Source organism: Streptomyces griseocarneus (genome assembly GCF_014655595.1).
GTDB lineage: Bacteria > Actinomycetota > Actinomycetes > Streptomycetales > Streptomycetaceae > Streptomyces > Streptomyces griseocarneus.
The window spans coordinates 633,286-646,832 of sequence record NZ_BNBL01000001.1 but is presented as its reverse complement, the minus strand read 5'-3'; the positions used below and the strand labels follow the sequence as shown (position 1 = coordinate 646,832).

Below are 13,547 nucleotides of genomic sequence, written 5' to 3'. Positions count from 1 at the left end.
GACAAGGCCACGCCCTCAGACGCGTGCCGAGGGCTGGAGGGCGGGGAGGCGGAGCGGAGCGATGAACGTGCCGCGTTCGGGTCCCGAGCCGACGACGGAGAAGCAGGCCATGTCGTCGTGGGCGAGGTTGCCCTCGATGTGGTCGGTGTGCAGCAGGGCCAGGGTGGAGGGAGTGACGGTGTTGCCGAGGCGTCGTACGTTGCTGGGCACCTTCTCCGCCGGCAGCCCGGTGCTGCGAGCGAACTCCTCGACCAGGGCCGGGTTGGCCTGGTGGGTGTAGAGGCGGACCACCTGGCCGAGGTAGCCGGGCCGGGCGGCCTCCATCGCCCGGTGGTTCAGCGCCATGCCGTGGCTGTAGTAGCGGGTGATCTCGGGCGCGTTCATGCCGTAGCAGGACATCTCCGCGGCGCCGGGCAGCGCGGCGGGGTGGTCGGCGCCGCCGCCCGGGAAGTGGATCAGCGGGTCGCTCACCCCGGGGCCACCGTCGAAGGACTGGCTGTCGCGGGAGTACAGCAGCAGGCCGTCGACGTCCTCGTCGCGTTCCAGGATCACGGCGGCCGCGGCGTCGGAGAACAGCGCGGGACTGGCCCACACGCTCTTGCCGTACGGGTGGACGGAATTGCCCCGGTAGTTCGCCGGCAGGGCGCCGTCCTCGTCGAGGCCGACCACACGGCTGGGAACGTTGTACGAGACGATCAGCGCCCGCTCGGTCCGCAGTTGCGCGACGAGGGCCGCCGCGCGCGCCAGCCCCGCGCAGCCCGCGCCCAGTTGCAGGGGCACGGTGTGGTCGGGAATGCCGAGCGTACGCATCAGGGTGAAGGCGTCCTGGTCGAGCATGACCTGGTACGGAGTGCAGGTGACGGTGACGACGGAGGTGACGTCCGCGGGTTCGAGGCCGGCGCTCGCCAGCGCCGCGCGGGCCGCGTCGGCTGCGGTGTCGAGGGAGGCGAACCGCTCGGGGCCCCAGCTCTTGCTCTCGACACCGAGGAGACGGGTGATGCCGGTGCCGTCCAGGTACCTGTCCGGGTCGCGGCGGTGGGGGATGCGGGCGCGCTTGGCCCAGGTGTCCATGGTGATGACCGGGCCGAGGGTGGTGTGGGCCCCGGTGATGGCGTAGGGGAACGGGACGGGGGCGGGGGACGGCGTCATCAGGGCGTGCACGGAGGGTTCCTTCGACGTGGCGATGACCGGACGGATGTACGGAGAAGGCGAGGTCAGCGGGCGGGCAGCCGCAGGGCCGCGTCCAGGCGGACGGTCTCCCCGTTGAGCATGGGGTTGGCGATGATGTGCTCGACGAGCGCGGCGAATTCGCTCGGCCGGCCGAAGCGCCGCGGGTGCGGGACATGCGCCTGGAACTGCTCGCGCAGCTCTGCGGGGGCCGCCAGAGTGAGCGGGGTCTCGAACAGGCCGGGCGCGACGGTCACCACCCGGATCCGCAGACCCGCCAGGTCACGGGCCAGCGGCAGGGTCATGCCGACCACCCCGGCCTTGGCGGCGGCGTAGGCGACCTGCCCGACCTGGCCTTCGTACGCGGCGACCGAAGCGCAGTTGACGACCACGCCGCGCTGGCCGTCCACGGGGTCCAGGCGGGCCATTCGTTCCGCCGCCAGCCGCGTCACGTTGAAGGTGCCGACCAGGTCGGTGGCCATGACGGCCTGGAAGTCCCGGAGGGGCATGGGGCCGTCGCGTCCGACCGTGCGGGCCGCGTGCGCGGTGCCGGCGCAGTTGACCACCACGCGCAGGGGGCCGTGCCGTTCGGCCACGTCGAGTGCGGCGTTGACGCCCTGTTCGTCCGCCACGTCCGCCGGGACGAAGGCGCCCCTTCCGTCGAGGTGTTCCAGCGCGAGCTTCCCGCGTTCGGGCGAGCGGCCCAGGAGTACGGGGAAGACGCCGCCGTCCGCGAGCCGCTTCGCGGTCGCCAGGCCGAGTCCCGACGTACCGCCGGGGATCAGAGCCACCGAACCCGCCTCCGCGAGGCTCCCGTCCAGCACGCGCCGCTGCCCGGTCATCGGGACCTCACCGGCCGCCGGGCCAGGTCCACGACGACATCGCCCGCGGGAAGCGGGGTGGGGTCGAGGTCCCGCTCGACGGTGAGCGGCTGTGTCTGCCAGGACGTCTGCCAGGACACGCTGATGCCCCCGTCGACGACCAGCGTCTGACCGGTGATGTAGTCGGCCGCCGGAGACAGCAGGAAGGCGGCCGCGGAGGCCATGTCCCCCGGCGTCCCGGCCCGCTGCCGCGGCACCCTTCGCACCGCCTCGTCCAGGTCGAATCCGGCCGCCCGCGCGTAAAGCGCCAGCGTCCCGGTGTCGATCAGACCGCCGCTGACGGCGTTCGCGGTGATCCCCAGCGGCGCCAGCTCGCACGCCAAGTACCGCACCCACGCCTCCAACGCGGCCTTCTCCGCCCCCATCGCCGCGTACCCCGGCAGGGCGAACCCGGCACCGAGCGAGGACATCGCCACGATCCGACCACCCCGGTCCATCAACCGGGCCGCCCTCTGGGCACCCAGGACGAACGCCCGCGCGTTCATGGCATGGCACCGGTCGAGGTGATGCAGCTTCAGGTCGAGTACGGGCTTGAAGGGGCCGGCGGCCGCATTGGACACGAAGTGGTCCAGCCGCCCGAAGTTCTCCTCCACGAACGTGAACAGCTTCTCGATCCCCGCGGGACTCTCCACGTCCGCCCGGCAGCACACGGCGCGCCCGCCGGCGCTGCTGACCGCTGCGACCGTCTCGGCAGCCGCATCGTCGTCGTGCTGATAGTTGACGACCACGGTCGCCCCCTGCCGAGCCAGGGTCAGAGCCAGCTCCCGCCCGATCCCCCGGGAGGCACCGGTGATGACGGAGACGGTGCCCTCGATGGCATCGCGTACTTCCACTCCTGAACACTCCTGAACACGTGAGGGACGAAGGCCGGTGGACCGCTTGAGCCAGGCCGGGGAGACGCTGCGTCCGCGCAGGGAGCCTCGCACCGCACACGCGGCTCCGGCCGACTCTGCCCGGCCGACTCCGCCCACGGGAAATGGTGATCACTCCATAGAGCGCCTCAGCAGGCCAATTCATCCATTCGGGGGCTCGTACGCAAGCCGGCGGGCCCTGTCCTGCCCGCCTGTCCTGCCCGCCGCCGCCCCGGGCAGCCGGCCCATGGCGTCGGCGAGCGGGACGATGAGGAGCGCGGCGCCGCCGGCCGGCGCCGCGCCCACCATCACGGCACGCTTGCGGTGCCGGTCCGCGAGCGTGAACGTCAGTGGCCCTGGGTGCCGTTCTGGTCGACGGGGTACAGGCCGAGCTTGCTCTCGGGGTCGGCCGGGTTGGCGCCCTTGACGTCGCCGACGTAGAGGCTGATGCGGGCCTTGTAGCGGTCGAGGGCGGCGCGGTCGCTCATGAACGTGCCGAGGCCGAGCGGGTTCATGTTGTCGTAGTCGAAGATGCCCTTGCGGCCGGCCGGAGCGGGGACGTCGGTACGGGCGCTCCAGCCGTATGAGGTCTGCTGGTACTGCTTGGACAGGACCCAGCTCATGTACAGCTTGGCGGCGGCCTTGTGCGGGGCGTCCTTGAGGATGGCGCCGGTCTGCGGCCACGCGACCCAAGGCGACTTCTCGGGGATGCTGGTCTTCGACAGGCCACTGGAGCTGCCCGAGCTGCCGAAGTTCGCCACGTAGCCGTCCTTGCCGACCTGGGCGGAGGCGTCGGCGGTGCCACGGACGAACTTGGGGTTCTGGGCGCGCAGCTTCTTCAGGTAGTCGAAGCCGTACGTGTCGGTGAGCTGCTTGAAGTAGTACAGGACGGCGTCGTCGTCGTTCGGGTAGGTGAAGACGAGCTTGTCCTTGTACTCGGGCTTGAGGAAGTCCTGGGCCTCGACGGGGGCGTTGTCGCCGAGCGTGGTGGCGGTGACGTTGGCGAAGCCGATGAAGAACAGGCCGGTGTAGTAGCCGTCCTTGTCCTTGACCTTGTCGTAGACCTTGTTCCAGCCGACCGGCTTGTACTTCTCCAGGGCCCCTTCCTTCTTCCAGCGCGGGAAGTCGTCGAGGGTCTGGAGGTGGACGACGTCGGCCACGACCTTGTGCTCGGCGATCTGGTTGTCGAGGCGCGCGTCGTGGTTCTTGCTGAAGTCGACGACGGTGTCGACCTTCATCTTGGGGAACTGCTCGACGAACGCGTTCTTGAGGTAGTCGGCCTGGCCCGGCTTGTCGCCGCCGGCGTAGACGACCAGACGGCCGCCTTCGGCCACGGCTTCCTTGTAAAGCTTCTGCAGCTGCTCGTCCTCACTCGCGCTCTGCGACGCGGTGCGGGCGGAGGGGGTGGCGGCAGCGACGGTGGCGCCGCTCGCGGCGATCATGCCGACGGCCACGGCTACCGCCCATGCCTTGCGGGTGGACTTCACAACAACTCCTTAGGAGGATCGCGAGCTCTTGAAATTTCAAGCAGCTTGTCATCCACATCCTAGATCTTTGAATGTTCAATAAATATAAAGTGGCGTGGGTCACAGGGGGAGCCGACGGGCCCCCTCCCAGCCGAGTCCGCCCAAGCCAGAGCACCGTTCACCGCGGCCCGTCACACTCCCGGCGCTGGATGGGTCATCCCGGTCAACGCGCCCAGTCAGCGCTCCAGAGGGAGTTGATCGCCGGTGGCGCCCACTTCCAGGCGGGCGTAGTCGGGGTGGTCGAGGCGGTGGTGGGCGTAGATCTGGTCGGCCCACGGTGGGTCGAAGGGCGTGAACGCGCGCAGGCCCAGGACGCGGCCGATGGGCCGGTCGGGATGGGCGGCGTTGAAATCGGCGAGGCAGGCGCCAAGACCGTGAACGTCGAGCCCGGCACGGCCATCCGGATCGTCGCGCAGAAATAGACCGCCTCCGAATCCCGCGCCCGGGGTGTGCCCACGACGTGATGTCCGTGCCATCGTGTGGTGCACCCCGGCGTATTCATCGTCACGGTCGTCCTGGCCTCGGGAGAAGCCCGTGTCACCGGTTCCTCACTCCCGCCGTGTGCGTCTTGAGCAGCTGCGAGCACAGTTGCAGGGCGGGCTCCTGACTGGGCGTGGTGAGCAGAGGGCGCCTTCGGCACGTGGCGTGTGGCTGCTGTACGGGGTGATGTTGCGTGGTGCGGCTCGACTGGACGCGGGTCTGAAGCCGTCGGATCTGGAGACGCGGCTGGTGCAGCCCCTGCGGTCGAGGATGCCGGAGCAGGAGGTCTGCGAGATCGGGCGGGTGTTCACCGAGGAGCTGTCGGCACAGAACGCGCCCCGCCTGTTTCCGGATGCCCTGGCCTCCCGCGATCTCAGCGAGTGTTACTCGGTTGCGGACCTGTTCGCGGACCTGCCCGGGCTGCGGTCGGAGAGCTTGGGACAGCCGAACATCGGCCTCGTGGACCTCGATGCCCCCACGGGTGGTCTCCCCGGCAGCGAGGAGGTCACCGCAGCCGTCGATGCCTATGGGTACGGGTACGGGGCGACGATGGTGACCGCTTCCAGGCGGCAACCCGAGGCGGTCGCGGACCTCGCCCCGGTCCACGCCCGGGTGACGCCGGCGAGCTTCACTTCTGTGAGGAGGTTCGACGGGGAGGACGACGCCGGGCTGTTCTGGGCATTGAGCGCGTCGGGGGACGTCGATCGTACGGAGCGGGCCAGCTTCACGCGGACGTTCGGCGGCATGCGGGCCGGCCGTGGAGCCGACTTCGATCCGGAGATCGTGCTCTTCGACGGCCCGGTCGTCCATGGGCTCATGTGCCACATCGAGGTGTGGGAGGCCGACCGCAGCAGCCCTGTGGGACACGACCAGTTGCTCAGGGACCTGTGGGGGATATCCGGCTTCCTGTCACAGGCTTCCCACTGCATCGGGCTCTGCCCGGACGGCCCGTCGCCGAGCGCCTCCGACGCCCTGGAAATCCTGGCGCTCACCGCCGCGCTCATCGCCGCGACGATGCGCTTCTGGCGCAGCGAGGACGACTTGGTCGCGCAGCGGACCATCGGCTTCGACCGCAGCGCGATCCGGAGCATGGGTGGACAGTCCGGCCGGGCCGGCACCTGGCGGTTCGGCGGGGGCTCCGGCGGCACGTACGAGCTGAGCCTGAAGTGGACCGGCCCCGGTGATACCCGTCTGCTCACCACCGCCACCGCCAGCACCTGGAGCACTGGCACACCCGTCCCCTCGGTCACCGCCCTCGGCACACCGGCCCTGGCCGTCCACGACGGCAAGCTCTACTGCATGATCCGCGGCGCCGGCTCCGACGAATCCCTGTCCTGGACCACCCTGAACGGCAACACGTGGAACCCGTTCACCGACATCACCGCCACCAGCTACGCGGCACCGGCCCTGGCCGCCTTCGACAACAGGCTGTACGCCGTCCACCGCAGCGGTACGAGCTGACGGCAAGGTCGGCGCGACGGACGATGCCGCCCCGGGGACGCCGGCTTCCACCTCGGACCGCCTCGGACCGCCTCAGCCGGCGAAGCCCGGCACCACCAGACCGGACTCGTACGCGATCACCACCGCGTGGGTCCGGTTCTGCGCGCCGAGCTTGGTCAGCACGTTCCCGACGTGTGTCTTCACCGTCTCCAGGCTCACCGTGAGCGACTCCGCGATCTCCGGGTTGGACATGCCGGTGGCCATCAGCCGCAGCACCTCCTCCTCCCGCCCCGTCAGCGCCGCCTTCGGCAGCGCCTCGGCGGAGTCCAGCGGGCGGGCGGCGACCATCCGGCGCAGCGCCGCCGGGAAGAGGATCCCCTCCCCCGCCGCCACCACCCGCACCGCCTCCGCGATCTGCCGGACCGGAAGCCGTTTGAGCACGAAACCGCTGGCCCCCGCGCCGAGCGCGGCGGTGACGTAGCCGTCGTTCTCGAAGGTGGTGATCACCACGACCTTCGGCGGTTCGGGCGACTCGGCCAGCAGCTGCCGGGTGGCCTCGATCCCGTTGCACCGCGGCATCCGCACGTCCATCAGGACCACGTCCGGCCGCAGCCGCCGCGCCTGCTCCAGTGCCTCGACGCCGTCGGCGGCCTCCCCGACCACCGCGATCCCCGGCTGTGCGGCGAGCAGCGTACGCAGACCGCTGCGGGTCACCTCGTCGTCGTCCGCGATCAGGAGTGTGGCGTGCGTGCCGGCGCTGGTCATGACAGCCGCGCTCGCGTCAGGGCTGGTCATGCCGACACCCGTACGGGCAGCCGGACGGCCAGGCGCCAGTGCTGCGGCCCGTCCGGGCCGGCCTCGATCTCACCGTGCAGCAGCCGCACGCGTTCGGCCAGCCCGGGCAGGCCGTGCCCGGACGTCGGGAAGGCACCCCGGCCCGGCCCCGGTCCCCTGCCCGTGCCCGCCCCCGCCCCCGCCCCGGTCCGGTTGACCACACTGAGCTCCAGCATGTCCGGCGCGGCCGCCACGCGGACCTCGACCGGACCGCCCGACCCGTGCCGCAACGCGTTCGTCAGCCCCTCCTGCAGGATCCGGTACGCCGCCCGGGAGAGCGTGCCCTGCACCTGCGTCAACCCGCCCGACAGCTCCGGCTCCACCACCGCGCCCGCATGCCGCAACCGGTCGAGCAGTTCGGGCAGGTCGGCCAGCGTGCGGGTGGGCGCCGTCCCGGTCTCCTGCTCGCGCAGCACGCCCAGCACGTAGTCCAGGTCCTCCAGCGCGGCCCGGGCCGACTCCTCGATGCTGCGCAGGGTGGCCCGCGCCGCCACCGGGTCGGCGGCGAGCACCTCGCCCGCCACCGCCGCCTGGATCGTGGTCGCCGTCAGTGTGTGCCCGATCGAGTCGTGCAACTCGTGGGCCAGCCGGTTGCGTTCGGCCAGCGCCAGCTCCCGCTCGGCCGCCAGCGCGAGCCGCTCGGCCGACGACGGCCCCAGCAGCCGTGGCGCCAGCCACCGCAGGGCGCCCGTCACCGCCGCGCACCCGGCAGCCGCCGGCAGCACGCAGCCGAGCGCCAGCACCCAGCTCTGCCAGCCACCCACCACCCGCACCGACCAGCCGTACAGACTCAGCCCCGCCTCGGCGCCGAGCGGGAGGGTCAGTCCCGCGAGGAGCAGCACACCGCTCACCAGTGCCCCCGTCCACCCCAGTGCCGCGTGCAGCAGCAGCCAGAGAGGGGTCCGCCAACGGCCGGCGGCGGGGGCCTGCACGGTAGGACCCGGCCCGGTCCCGAGGGAGCTCGCGGGCCGGCGTGCGGCCGCAGGATCCGGCAACGGCACCCTCAGCAGCCGACGGGCGCACGCGATCAGCACCCGCCGCGTGGTGCGGGCCAGGCCGACCACGCCGGTCAGTGCCGCCCACACCAGCAGGGTCAGGGCAGCCTGCACTCCATAGGGGGCGGATCGCCACGCCAGTGCCGGCAGCATCGCGAAGGGCAGCAGAGGGAGGCTCACCAACGCGCCGCAATAGGCGAACAGCGCACCTGAATATGTGGAGCCGCGCAGCAGCGACCGAATTCCCCTGATCATGATCGGCCAGTATGCCCGGATCGCTCACCGGGGACCTCCCCCGATCGAGGGAGTACGTTCTCCCGCCTTCCCGCGATGTGCACCAGGGGCCCCGCGGGCCAGGATCTTTCCCGACCAGGTGGTACGGGAGGACGACCGATGGCCGTGGCTGCCTCTTTTCCCTCTCCCCAATACGTTCCCCAGTAAGGACGCGCATCACCGTGCGAAACAGAAGAACAGCGCCTCTTGTCACTGTCGGCATCGCGGCGGCGTCCCTTTCGACGCTGATACCCGCAACGGCCTCTGCCGCATCCGGAGCCCCGGCGGCCAAGGACCCCCTGCGGCAGTACGCGCAGCAGAATCCGAAGTGGGAGCGCTGCGACGCGGGGAGCCCCGCCGCCTTGCAGTGCGCGACTCTCGAAGTGCCGCTGGATTACGGCGATCCCGGCGGCAAGAAGATCGACCTCGCGATATCCCGGGTGAAGGCAAGCAGCGCGAAGGAACGCCGCGGCGTTCTGCTGCTCAACCCCGGCGGCCCTGGCGGTCCGGGCCTGAACATGCCCGTCGAGCTGGAAGCGAGCCTCCCCGGAAAAGTGAAGAGCCAGTACGACCTCATCGGGTTCGACCCGAGGGGCATCGGGCGGAGCTCTCCCCTCACCTGTGGCCTCGCTCCCGACGAACTCGGCATTGAACGCCCGTACCACGCCGGGACATTCGCGAAGGACGTGAAGTGGGCACGCACGGTGGCCGACAAGTGCCGGGCCAAGGACGGTGACAAGCTGCCGCACCTCACCACCCGCAACACCGCTCGCGACATGGATGTCATCCGTGCCGTGCTGGGCGAGGAGAAGCTCTCCTACCTGGGGTTCTCCTACGGCACGTACCTCGGCGCCGTCTATATGCAGATGTTCCCCGGGCAAGCCGACCGGTTCGTGCTGGACAGCGCGGTCGACCCCGCGCGGTACGGGCGAGGCACCTTCCAGCAAATGGCGGAAGGAACCGAGCCCGCATTCGCGAGGTGGAGCCGGTGGACTGCCGAGCGCCACACGACGTACAAGCTGGGCGATACCCCGGCCGAGGTCCGCAAGACCTTCTGGGACCTGATCGCCCGGGCCGACCGCGAGGCCATCGTCCACAAGGAGCAATCCCTCACCGGTGACGACATCCGCGCCATGCGCCACGTGTTCTTCCGCGCGGAGAAGGCTGCCGCATGGGTCGCCGACCTGAAGAAGGCCGCTGAGGACAAGAAGCCGGCTCCGTCCGCGTCCGCCACCGATCTTCCCCCGGAGAACGAAATCGCCGGCCTCTGGGCAGTCATGTGCGCCGACACCTCCCCTTCGTGGCCGCACGACCCCGAGCAGTACCGGCGCGACGCGATCCGCGACAAGGCCCGGTACCCGCTCTACGGCGACCTCGCGTCCAACATCAAGCCGTGTGCCTTCTGGAAGCCTGGCAGCGAGCTCCCGACCACGGTGAACAACGAGGTCAAGGCACTGATAGTGCAGAACGAGTGGGACTCTCAGGCGCCCCTGGCCGCCGCCCAGGGCATGCACCGGGTCCTGCGCGGCTCCCGGATGGTCACCGTCGCGGGCGGAGAGGGGCACGGCGTCAACGGCACCAACGCCTGTGCGGACAAGATCGCCGCGGCCTACCTGACCACGGGCGAGCTCCCGGCCAAGGACCTGACCTGCACCGCGGAAACGCAGGACCGCTCCTGACCGCCGGCCGACCTCCCGGCTCGGCCCGGCCCGGCCCGGCCATCAGACGCGCCCGTCCCAGGCCCGGGTCACGTCACAGCCCCGCGGTACCGGCCCCGTTGTAGGCCGCGAGCCAGTCGGCGGCGAGCCGGTCACCGCGGGTGAAGACCGCTGCTCCCCGGCGGCCCGCTGAGGGGTCGTCGGGGCCCGCAAACGGGTAGTCCAGGCGGGCCGGAGTGCCGTCCGCCGCGTACCGGACCGTCGTCGCACCGTCCCACAGGCAGATCACCGCACCGTGCGGGGCCTCGACGCGCACGGAGCCGGAGTCCAGGGTGAATGCGGCGCCGGTGGCCCGCTGTTTCAGCAGTGCCCGGTAACGGTCCGGTGAGAGCGCGCTGTCGCGTGGTGGGGTGGTGCCCGTCCAGTCCGGGGCACCGATGCCCCGGTCCCGTGCCGCACGCCACATGCGTGGGACGAGGCGGGTGGCGAGCTGCGGCGTGGCCATCCGCCCGCACATCCACAGCAGCCGTCCGGCGCCGCGGCCGGGCCCGAGTGCCCGCCAGCGGATGCGCTCGGCGAGGTCCGCGGCCACGACGGCCGCCCAGGGGTGGACGGTGCCCAGCTCGCCCTGGGCACCCAGCCAGGCCAGGTAGCGCTGGGCCTCGTCCAGGATGCCGGTCAGGCTGTCGGCCGGGATGCCGAGCACGTACCCGCCGCGTGCGGCGAACACGTGCGGGCTTCTGGCGACCAACAGCAGTACGGCGTGAGCCAGTTCGCCCGGCAGCAGCCCCTTGTCCTTGTCCGGCAGCCCCTGGTCGTGCTCCAGCCCCTCGGCGCGGCCCCGGTGGTGCAGCACCCGCCGCAGCGTGGCGCGCGGCCGGTCGCTGAAGACCGCCTCCGCCAGTTCGGGGAGCTGCGTGCTCAGCAGCCCGGTCAGGAGGAGCTCCGCCCGGTCGGGGTCCTCCGGCACCTGCAGCCTGCGCACCCCTTCGGCCAGTTCGTGCGCGAGATCGGCGTCGACCATGAAGCGACTGGTCAGCGTGCCCAGTTCGGTCGCTTCCAAGAACTCCGCGCCCTGGGGTCCGGGGGCGATGCGCAGGAATCCCGCCTCTGCCAGGTGGAGCGCGGCATCATGGAGCGGCTCGACGCTGTCGTGTCCCTGATGGAAGGCGAACGTGTCGGTCCACCAGTCCTCGCCCTCCTTCATCGAGCCCACGCGGCCCTGCACCACTTCGGCGAGGAGGTGGTTGGCGAGCCGGTCGCCGATGCGGGAGCGCACGGTGTAGCCGGCGGTCAGCCGGGCCTGCCATTCCGGGCGCTCCGTCTCGTCCGCCAACAGGAACGCCCAGCCCTCCCGTTCTCCCGCACCGACCCGCCCGGCGCGGCCGAACATCTGCTGCACCATGGACACTTCGATGCGGTTCCGGCCCAGCCGGACGTCGCGCACGACGACGGCGCGGGCGGGGAGGTTCACTCCGGCGGCCACGGTGGAGGTCGCGACCAGCACATCGAGCTCGCGGGCCCGGAAGGCCCGTTCGGCCTCGCGCTTGAACGGCCAGTCGCGGTAGTGCAGCCCTACGCCGGCGCTGGTGCACAGCCTCTCGACGAGCTCCGTGTCGTCCGCGTCGACGCCGCGCGTCGGCACGCCCCGGTCCGCGGCGAGGGCGAGTGCCGTCGCACGCACTCCCCGCTTGCTGCTGCAGAAGACGAGCACGCTGCCGTCCTCGTCGGTGAAGGTCCGGGCCAGCCGCACGGCCGCGTCCGTGCGGGCGGTGACGGCCTGCGTGTGCCGTTCGCCGTCCCGCGGCGCGGGAAGCATGGGGATCTGCCAGGTCAGCCGGGTGGGCCGCCACGAGGTCCGGATCAGGCGGGCCCCCAGCCATGCGGCGACCTGGTCGGCGTTGGCCACGGTCGCCGAGAGTCCGACGATGCGGGTCTGGGCGCTGTCCTCGCGCACCCGCGTGAGAACGGCTTCCAGCACGGCGCCGCGCCCCGGGTCGCCGAGCAGGTGGATCTCGTCGACGACCAGACACCCGACCTCGGCCAGGGCGTCGCCGAGCGATCCGTTCCGGCAGATCGCCTCGAACTTCTCGGTGGTGGCGACCCAGACGTCGGCCTCCCGGATGAGTTCGGTGTCGACGGCGTACTCACCCGTGAGCCGGACGACCTCCAGCCCGTGCCGCCGCCATTTCTCCAATTCGCGCTCGAGTTCATCGGTCAGCGACCGCTGGGGGACGAGCCAGGCCGCCTTACGGCCCTGGGCATGCGCCCGCAGTGCGGCGACCATGCCGATCGGCGTCTTGCCCGCTCCGGTCGGGGCGACGACGATCAGGTGGGCGTCGCTCTCCATCACCGCGGGAACGGCGTCGGCCTGGGCGGGGTTGAAGGCGGGGTACGGCAGCAGGCGGGCCCAGTCCTCGGGAACGAGGTCGGTCACCGGTATGTACGGGATGTCGTCGGCGGCCGGAAGGTCCTCCAGGGCGTCCCACTGGGCCTCGTACGCGTCCCGGGCCGCGTACGCCCCGGGGCCCGCGACAGGCGCGGGCGGCATCGGGGAATTGTCGGCGGGGAACGCGCGGACCGGGTGGGCCACCAGCCCCGTGGCGCCGCCTAAGTCGGATACGGTGCCGACCTGTTCGCCCTCCATCCAGTGCCGGGCGCTGCGGAACGGTATGCCCCGCCCGGCGAGGTACGCGCGCAGGTCGTCGAACGCCGGGCTCTCGGGGAGGATGACCCGGACGTCGTCGGCCGCCGACACCGCCCCCTCGGGCGGTCGCCAGGCCGGGTCGGTCACCTTGCACCACATCAGGCGGCGCCGCTCGGGCTCCCTCGGGACCGGGAGATCCGCGGGCCAGGCCGGCCCCGGGGAAGCAGCGATGAGCGTGAGTGGAGTGACGCGGGTGATGGTGACACCGGGCTCCACGGGACAGGGGCCGAGGAGCGCGTCCGTGACACTCGCCGCCGGCGTCGGGCCCGTCACCTTGAGCCGCGGGGCCGCCGCTCTCCGCTCTCTCGCCGTGCTCGTCGTCCTCGTCGTCCTCGACGAGCGTGCCGACTCGGCCGCCGTGGGCCGCGGCCACAGCCTGTCGTACGTCTTCACGCCGAGGTCGGCGAGCGTGTACGCCGCGGGGCAGACCGGGCAGACAACGGCCACGTAGCGGTAGACCCGCCCGCCCGATTCGTACGGTCTGCGCAGTGCGTACATGCGCCCATCGCACTCCGGGCAGGCGCGGGGCACCTCCTCCTCGTACTTCCACCCCGGTTCGGTGAAGCGGTCGATGAGCTGGTCGCCGTCCAGGACGACGCCCCAGCGTTCCCGCACGGCTTCCACGACCGTCTGGTCGAACCCGGCTGTCTCCCCCACGAGTTTCCCCCTTGTACGCCCGGCCGACCACGTGTGTCCGTCGACGATGATGCCCGGGTAGCAATGCCCATGATTCCA

The 13,547-nt window shown here is 71.4% G+C and carries 11 protein-coding genes; 2 read left to right on the top strand and 9 right to left on the bottom strand.

What is annotated here, in order from left to right:
• Positions 1-15: 15 nt before the first annotated feature.
• The 6 genes from IE295_RS02760 to IE295_RS02735 form a co-directional block, all read right to left on the bottom strand.
• Complete coding sequence (locus IE295_RS02760; RefSeq protein ID WP_190061764.1) at positions 16-1,161, bottom strand: 3-oxoacyl-[acyl-carrier-protein] synthase III C-terminal domain-containing protein; 1,146 nt, start codon at positions 1,159-1,161, stop codon at positions 16-18.
• A gap of 53 nt (positions 1,162-1,214) precedes the next feature.
• Entirely contained in the window at positions 1,215-2,009 is a 795-nt protein-coding gene (locus tag IE295_RS02755; protein ID WP_190061763.1) for an SDR family NAD(P)-dependent oxidoreductase, read from the bottom strand.
• Positions 2,006-2,881: an SDR family oxidoreductase gene (locus tag IE295_RS02750; RefSeq protein ID WP_190061762.1), complete on the bottom strand. Its 876-nt coding sequence runs from the start codon at positions 2,879-2,881 to the stop codon at positions 2,006-2,008. The genes IE295_RS02755 and IE295_RS02750 overlap by 4 nt, the downstream gene beginning before the upstream one ends.
• Before the next feature lie 180 nt (positions 2,882-3,061).
• Positions 3,062-3,208: a hypothetical protein gene (locus tag IE295_RS02745; protein ID WP_190061761.1), complete on the bottom strand. Its 147-nt coding sequence runs from the start codon at positions 3,206-3,208 to the stop codon at positions 3,062-3,064.
• A gap of 38 nt (positions 3,209-3,246) precedes the next feature.
• Positions 3,247-4,386, bottom strand: coding sequence for an ABC transporter substrate-binding protein (locus IE295_RS02740; RefSeq protein ID WP_190061760.1), 1,140 nt, complete (start codon positions 4,384-4,386; stop codon positions 3,247-3,249).
• 215 nt (positions 4,387-4,601) lie between these two features.
• Positions 4,602-4,913 carry a hypothetical protein gene (locus IE295_RS02735; RefSeq protein ID WP_229922934.1) on the bottom strand — a complete coding sequence of 104 codons (312 nt, stop codon included), beginning with the start codon at positions 4,911-4,913 and terminating at the stop codon, positions 4,602-4,604.
• Positions 4,914-5,154: 241 nt separating this feature from the next.
• Between IE295_RS02735 and IE295_RS02730 the strand changes: the two genes are divergently transcribed.
• The gene (locus IE295_RS02730; protein WP_190061759.1) at positions 5,155-6,366 is read left to right on the top strand and encodes a hypothetical protein; all 1,212 of its coding nucleotides are present in this window, start codon (positions 5,155-5,157) and stop codon (positions 6,364-6,366) included.
• Between the two features lie 72 nt (positions 6,367-6,438).
• Here IE295_RS02730 and IE295_RS02725 read toward each other — a convergent pair whose 3' ends face one another.
• Positions 6,439-7,140, bottom strand: coding sequence for a response regulator transcription factor (locus IE295_RS02725; RefSeq protein ID WP_224323208.1), 702 nt, complete (start codon positions 7,138-7,140; stop codon positions 6,439-6,441).
• Positions 7,137-8,429, bottom strand: coding sequence for a sensor histidine kinase (locus tag IE295_RS02720; protein WP_190061758.1), 1,293 nt, complete (start codon positions 8,427-8,429; stop codon positions 7,137-7,139). The genes IE295_RS02725 and IE295_RS02720 overlap by 4 nt, the downstream gene beginning before the upstream one ends.
• A 200-nt stretch (positions 8,430-8,629) precedes the next feature.
• On the opposite strand from IE295_RS02720, the gene IE295_RS02715 reads away from it, so the two are divergent.
• Positions 8,630-10,126: an alpha/beta hydrolase gene (locus IE295_RS02715; protein WP_224323207.1), complete on the top strand. Its 1,497-nt coding sequence runs from the start codon at positions 8,630-8,632 to the stop codon at positions 10,124-10,126.
• A 73-nt stretch (positions 10,127-10,199) separates the two neighbouring features.
• Here the strand turns inward: IE295_RS02715 and IE295_RS02710 are convergent, their stop codons facing one another.
• On the bottom strand, positions 10,200-13,469 hold the full coding sequence (locus IE295_RS02710) for a DEAD/DEAH box helicase (protein ID WP_308013126.1): 3,270 nt from the start codon (positions 13,467-13,469) through the stop codon (positions 10,200-10,202).
• Between the last annotated feature and the right edge of the window lie 78 nt (positions 13,470-13,547).

Excerpts from the sequence above, each read along its gene's own strand:
- IE295_RS02720 (WP_190061758.1), bottom strand. The coding sequence starts at position 8,429 with ATGATCAGGGGAATTCGGTCGCTGCTGCGCGGCTCCACATATTCAGGT.
- IE295_RS02725 (WP_224323208.1), bottom strand. The coding sequence starts at position 7,140 with ATGACCAGCCCTGACGCGAGCGCGGCTGTCATGACCAGCGCCGGCACG.
- IE295_RS02745 (WP_190061761.1), bottom strand. The coding sequence starts at position 3,208 with ATGGTGGGCGCGGCGCCGGCCGGCGGCGCCGCGCTCCTCATCGTCCCG.
- IE295_RS02755 (WP_190061763.1), bottom strand. The coding sequence starts at position 2,009 with ATGACCGGGCAGCGGCGCGTGCTGGACGGGAGCCTCGCGGAGGCGGGT.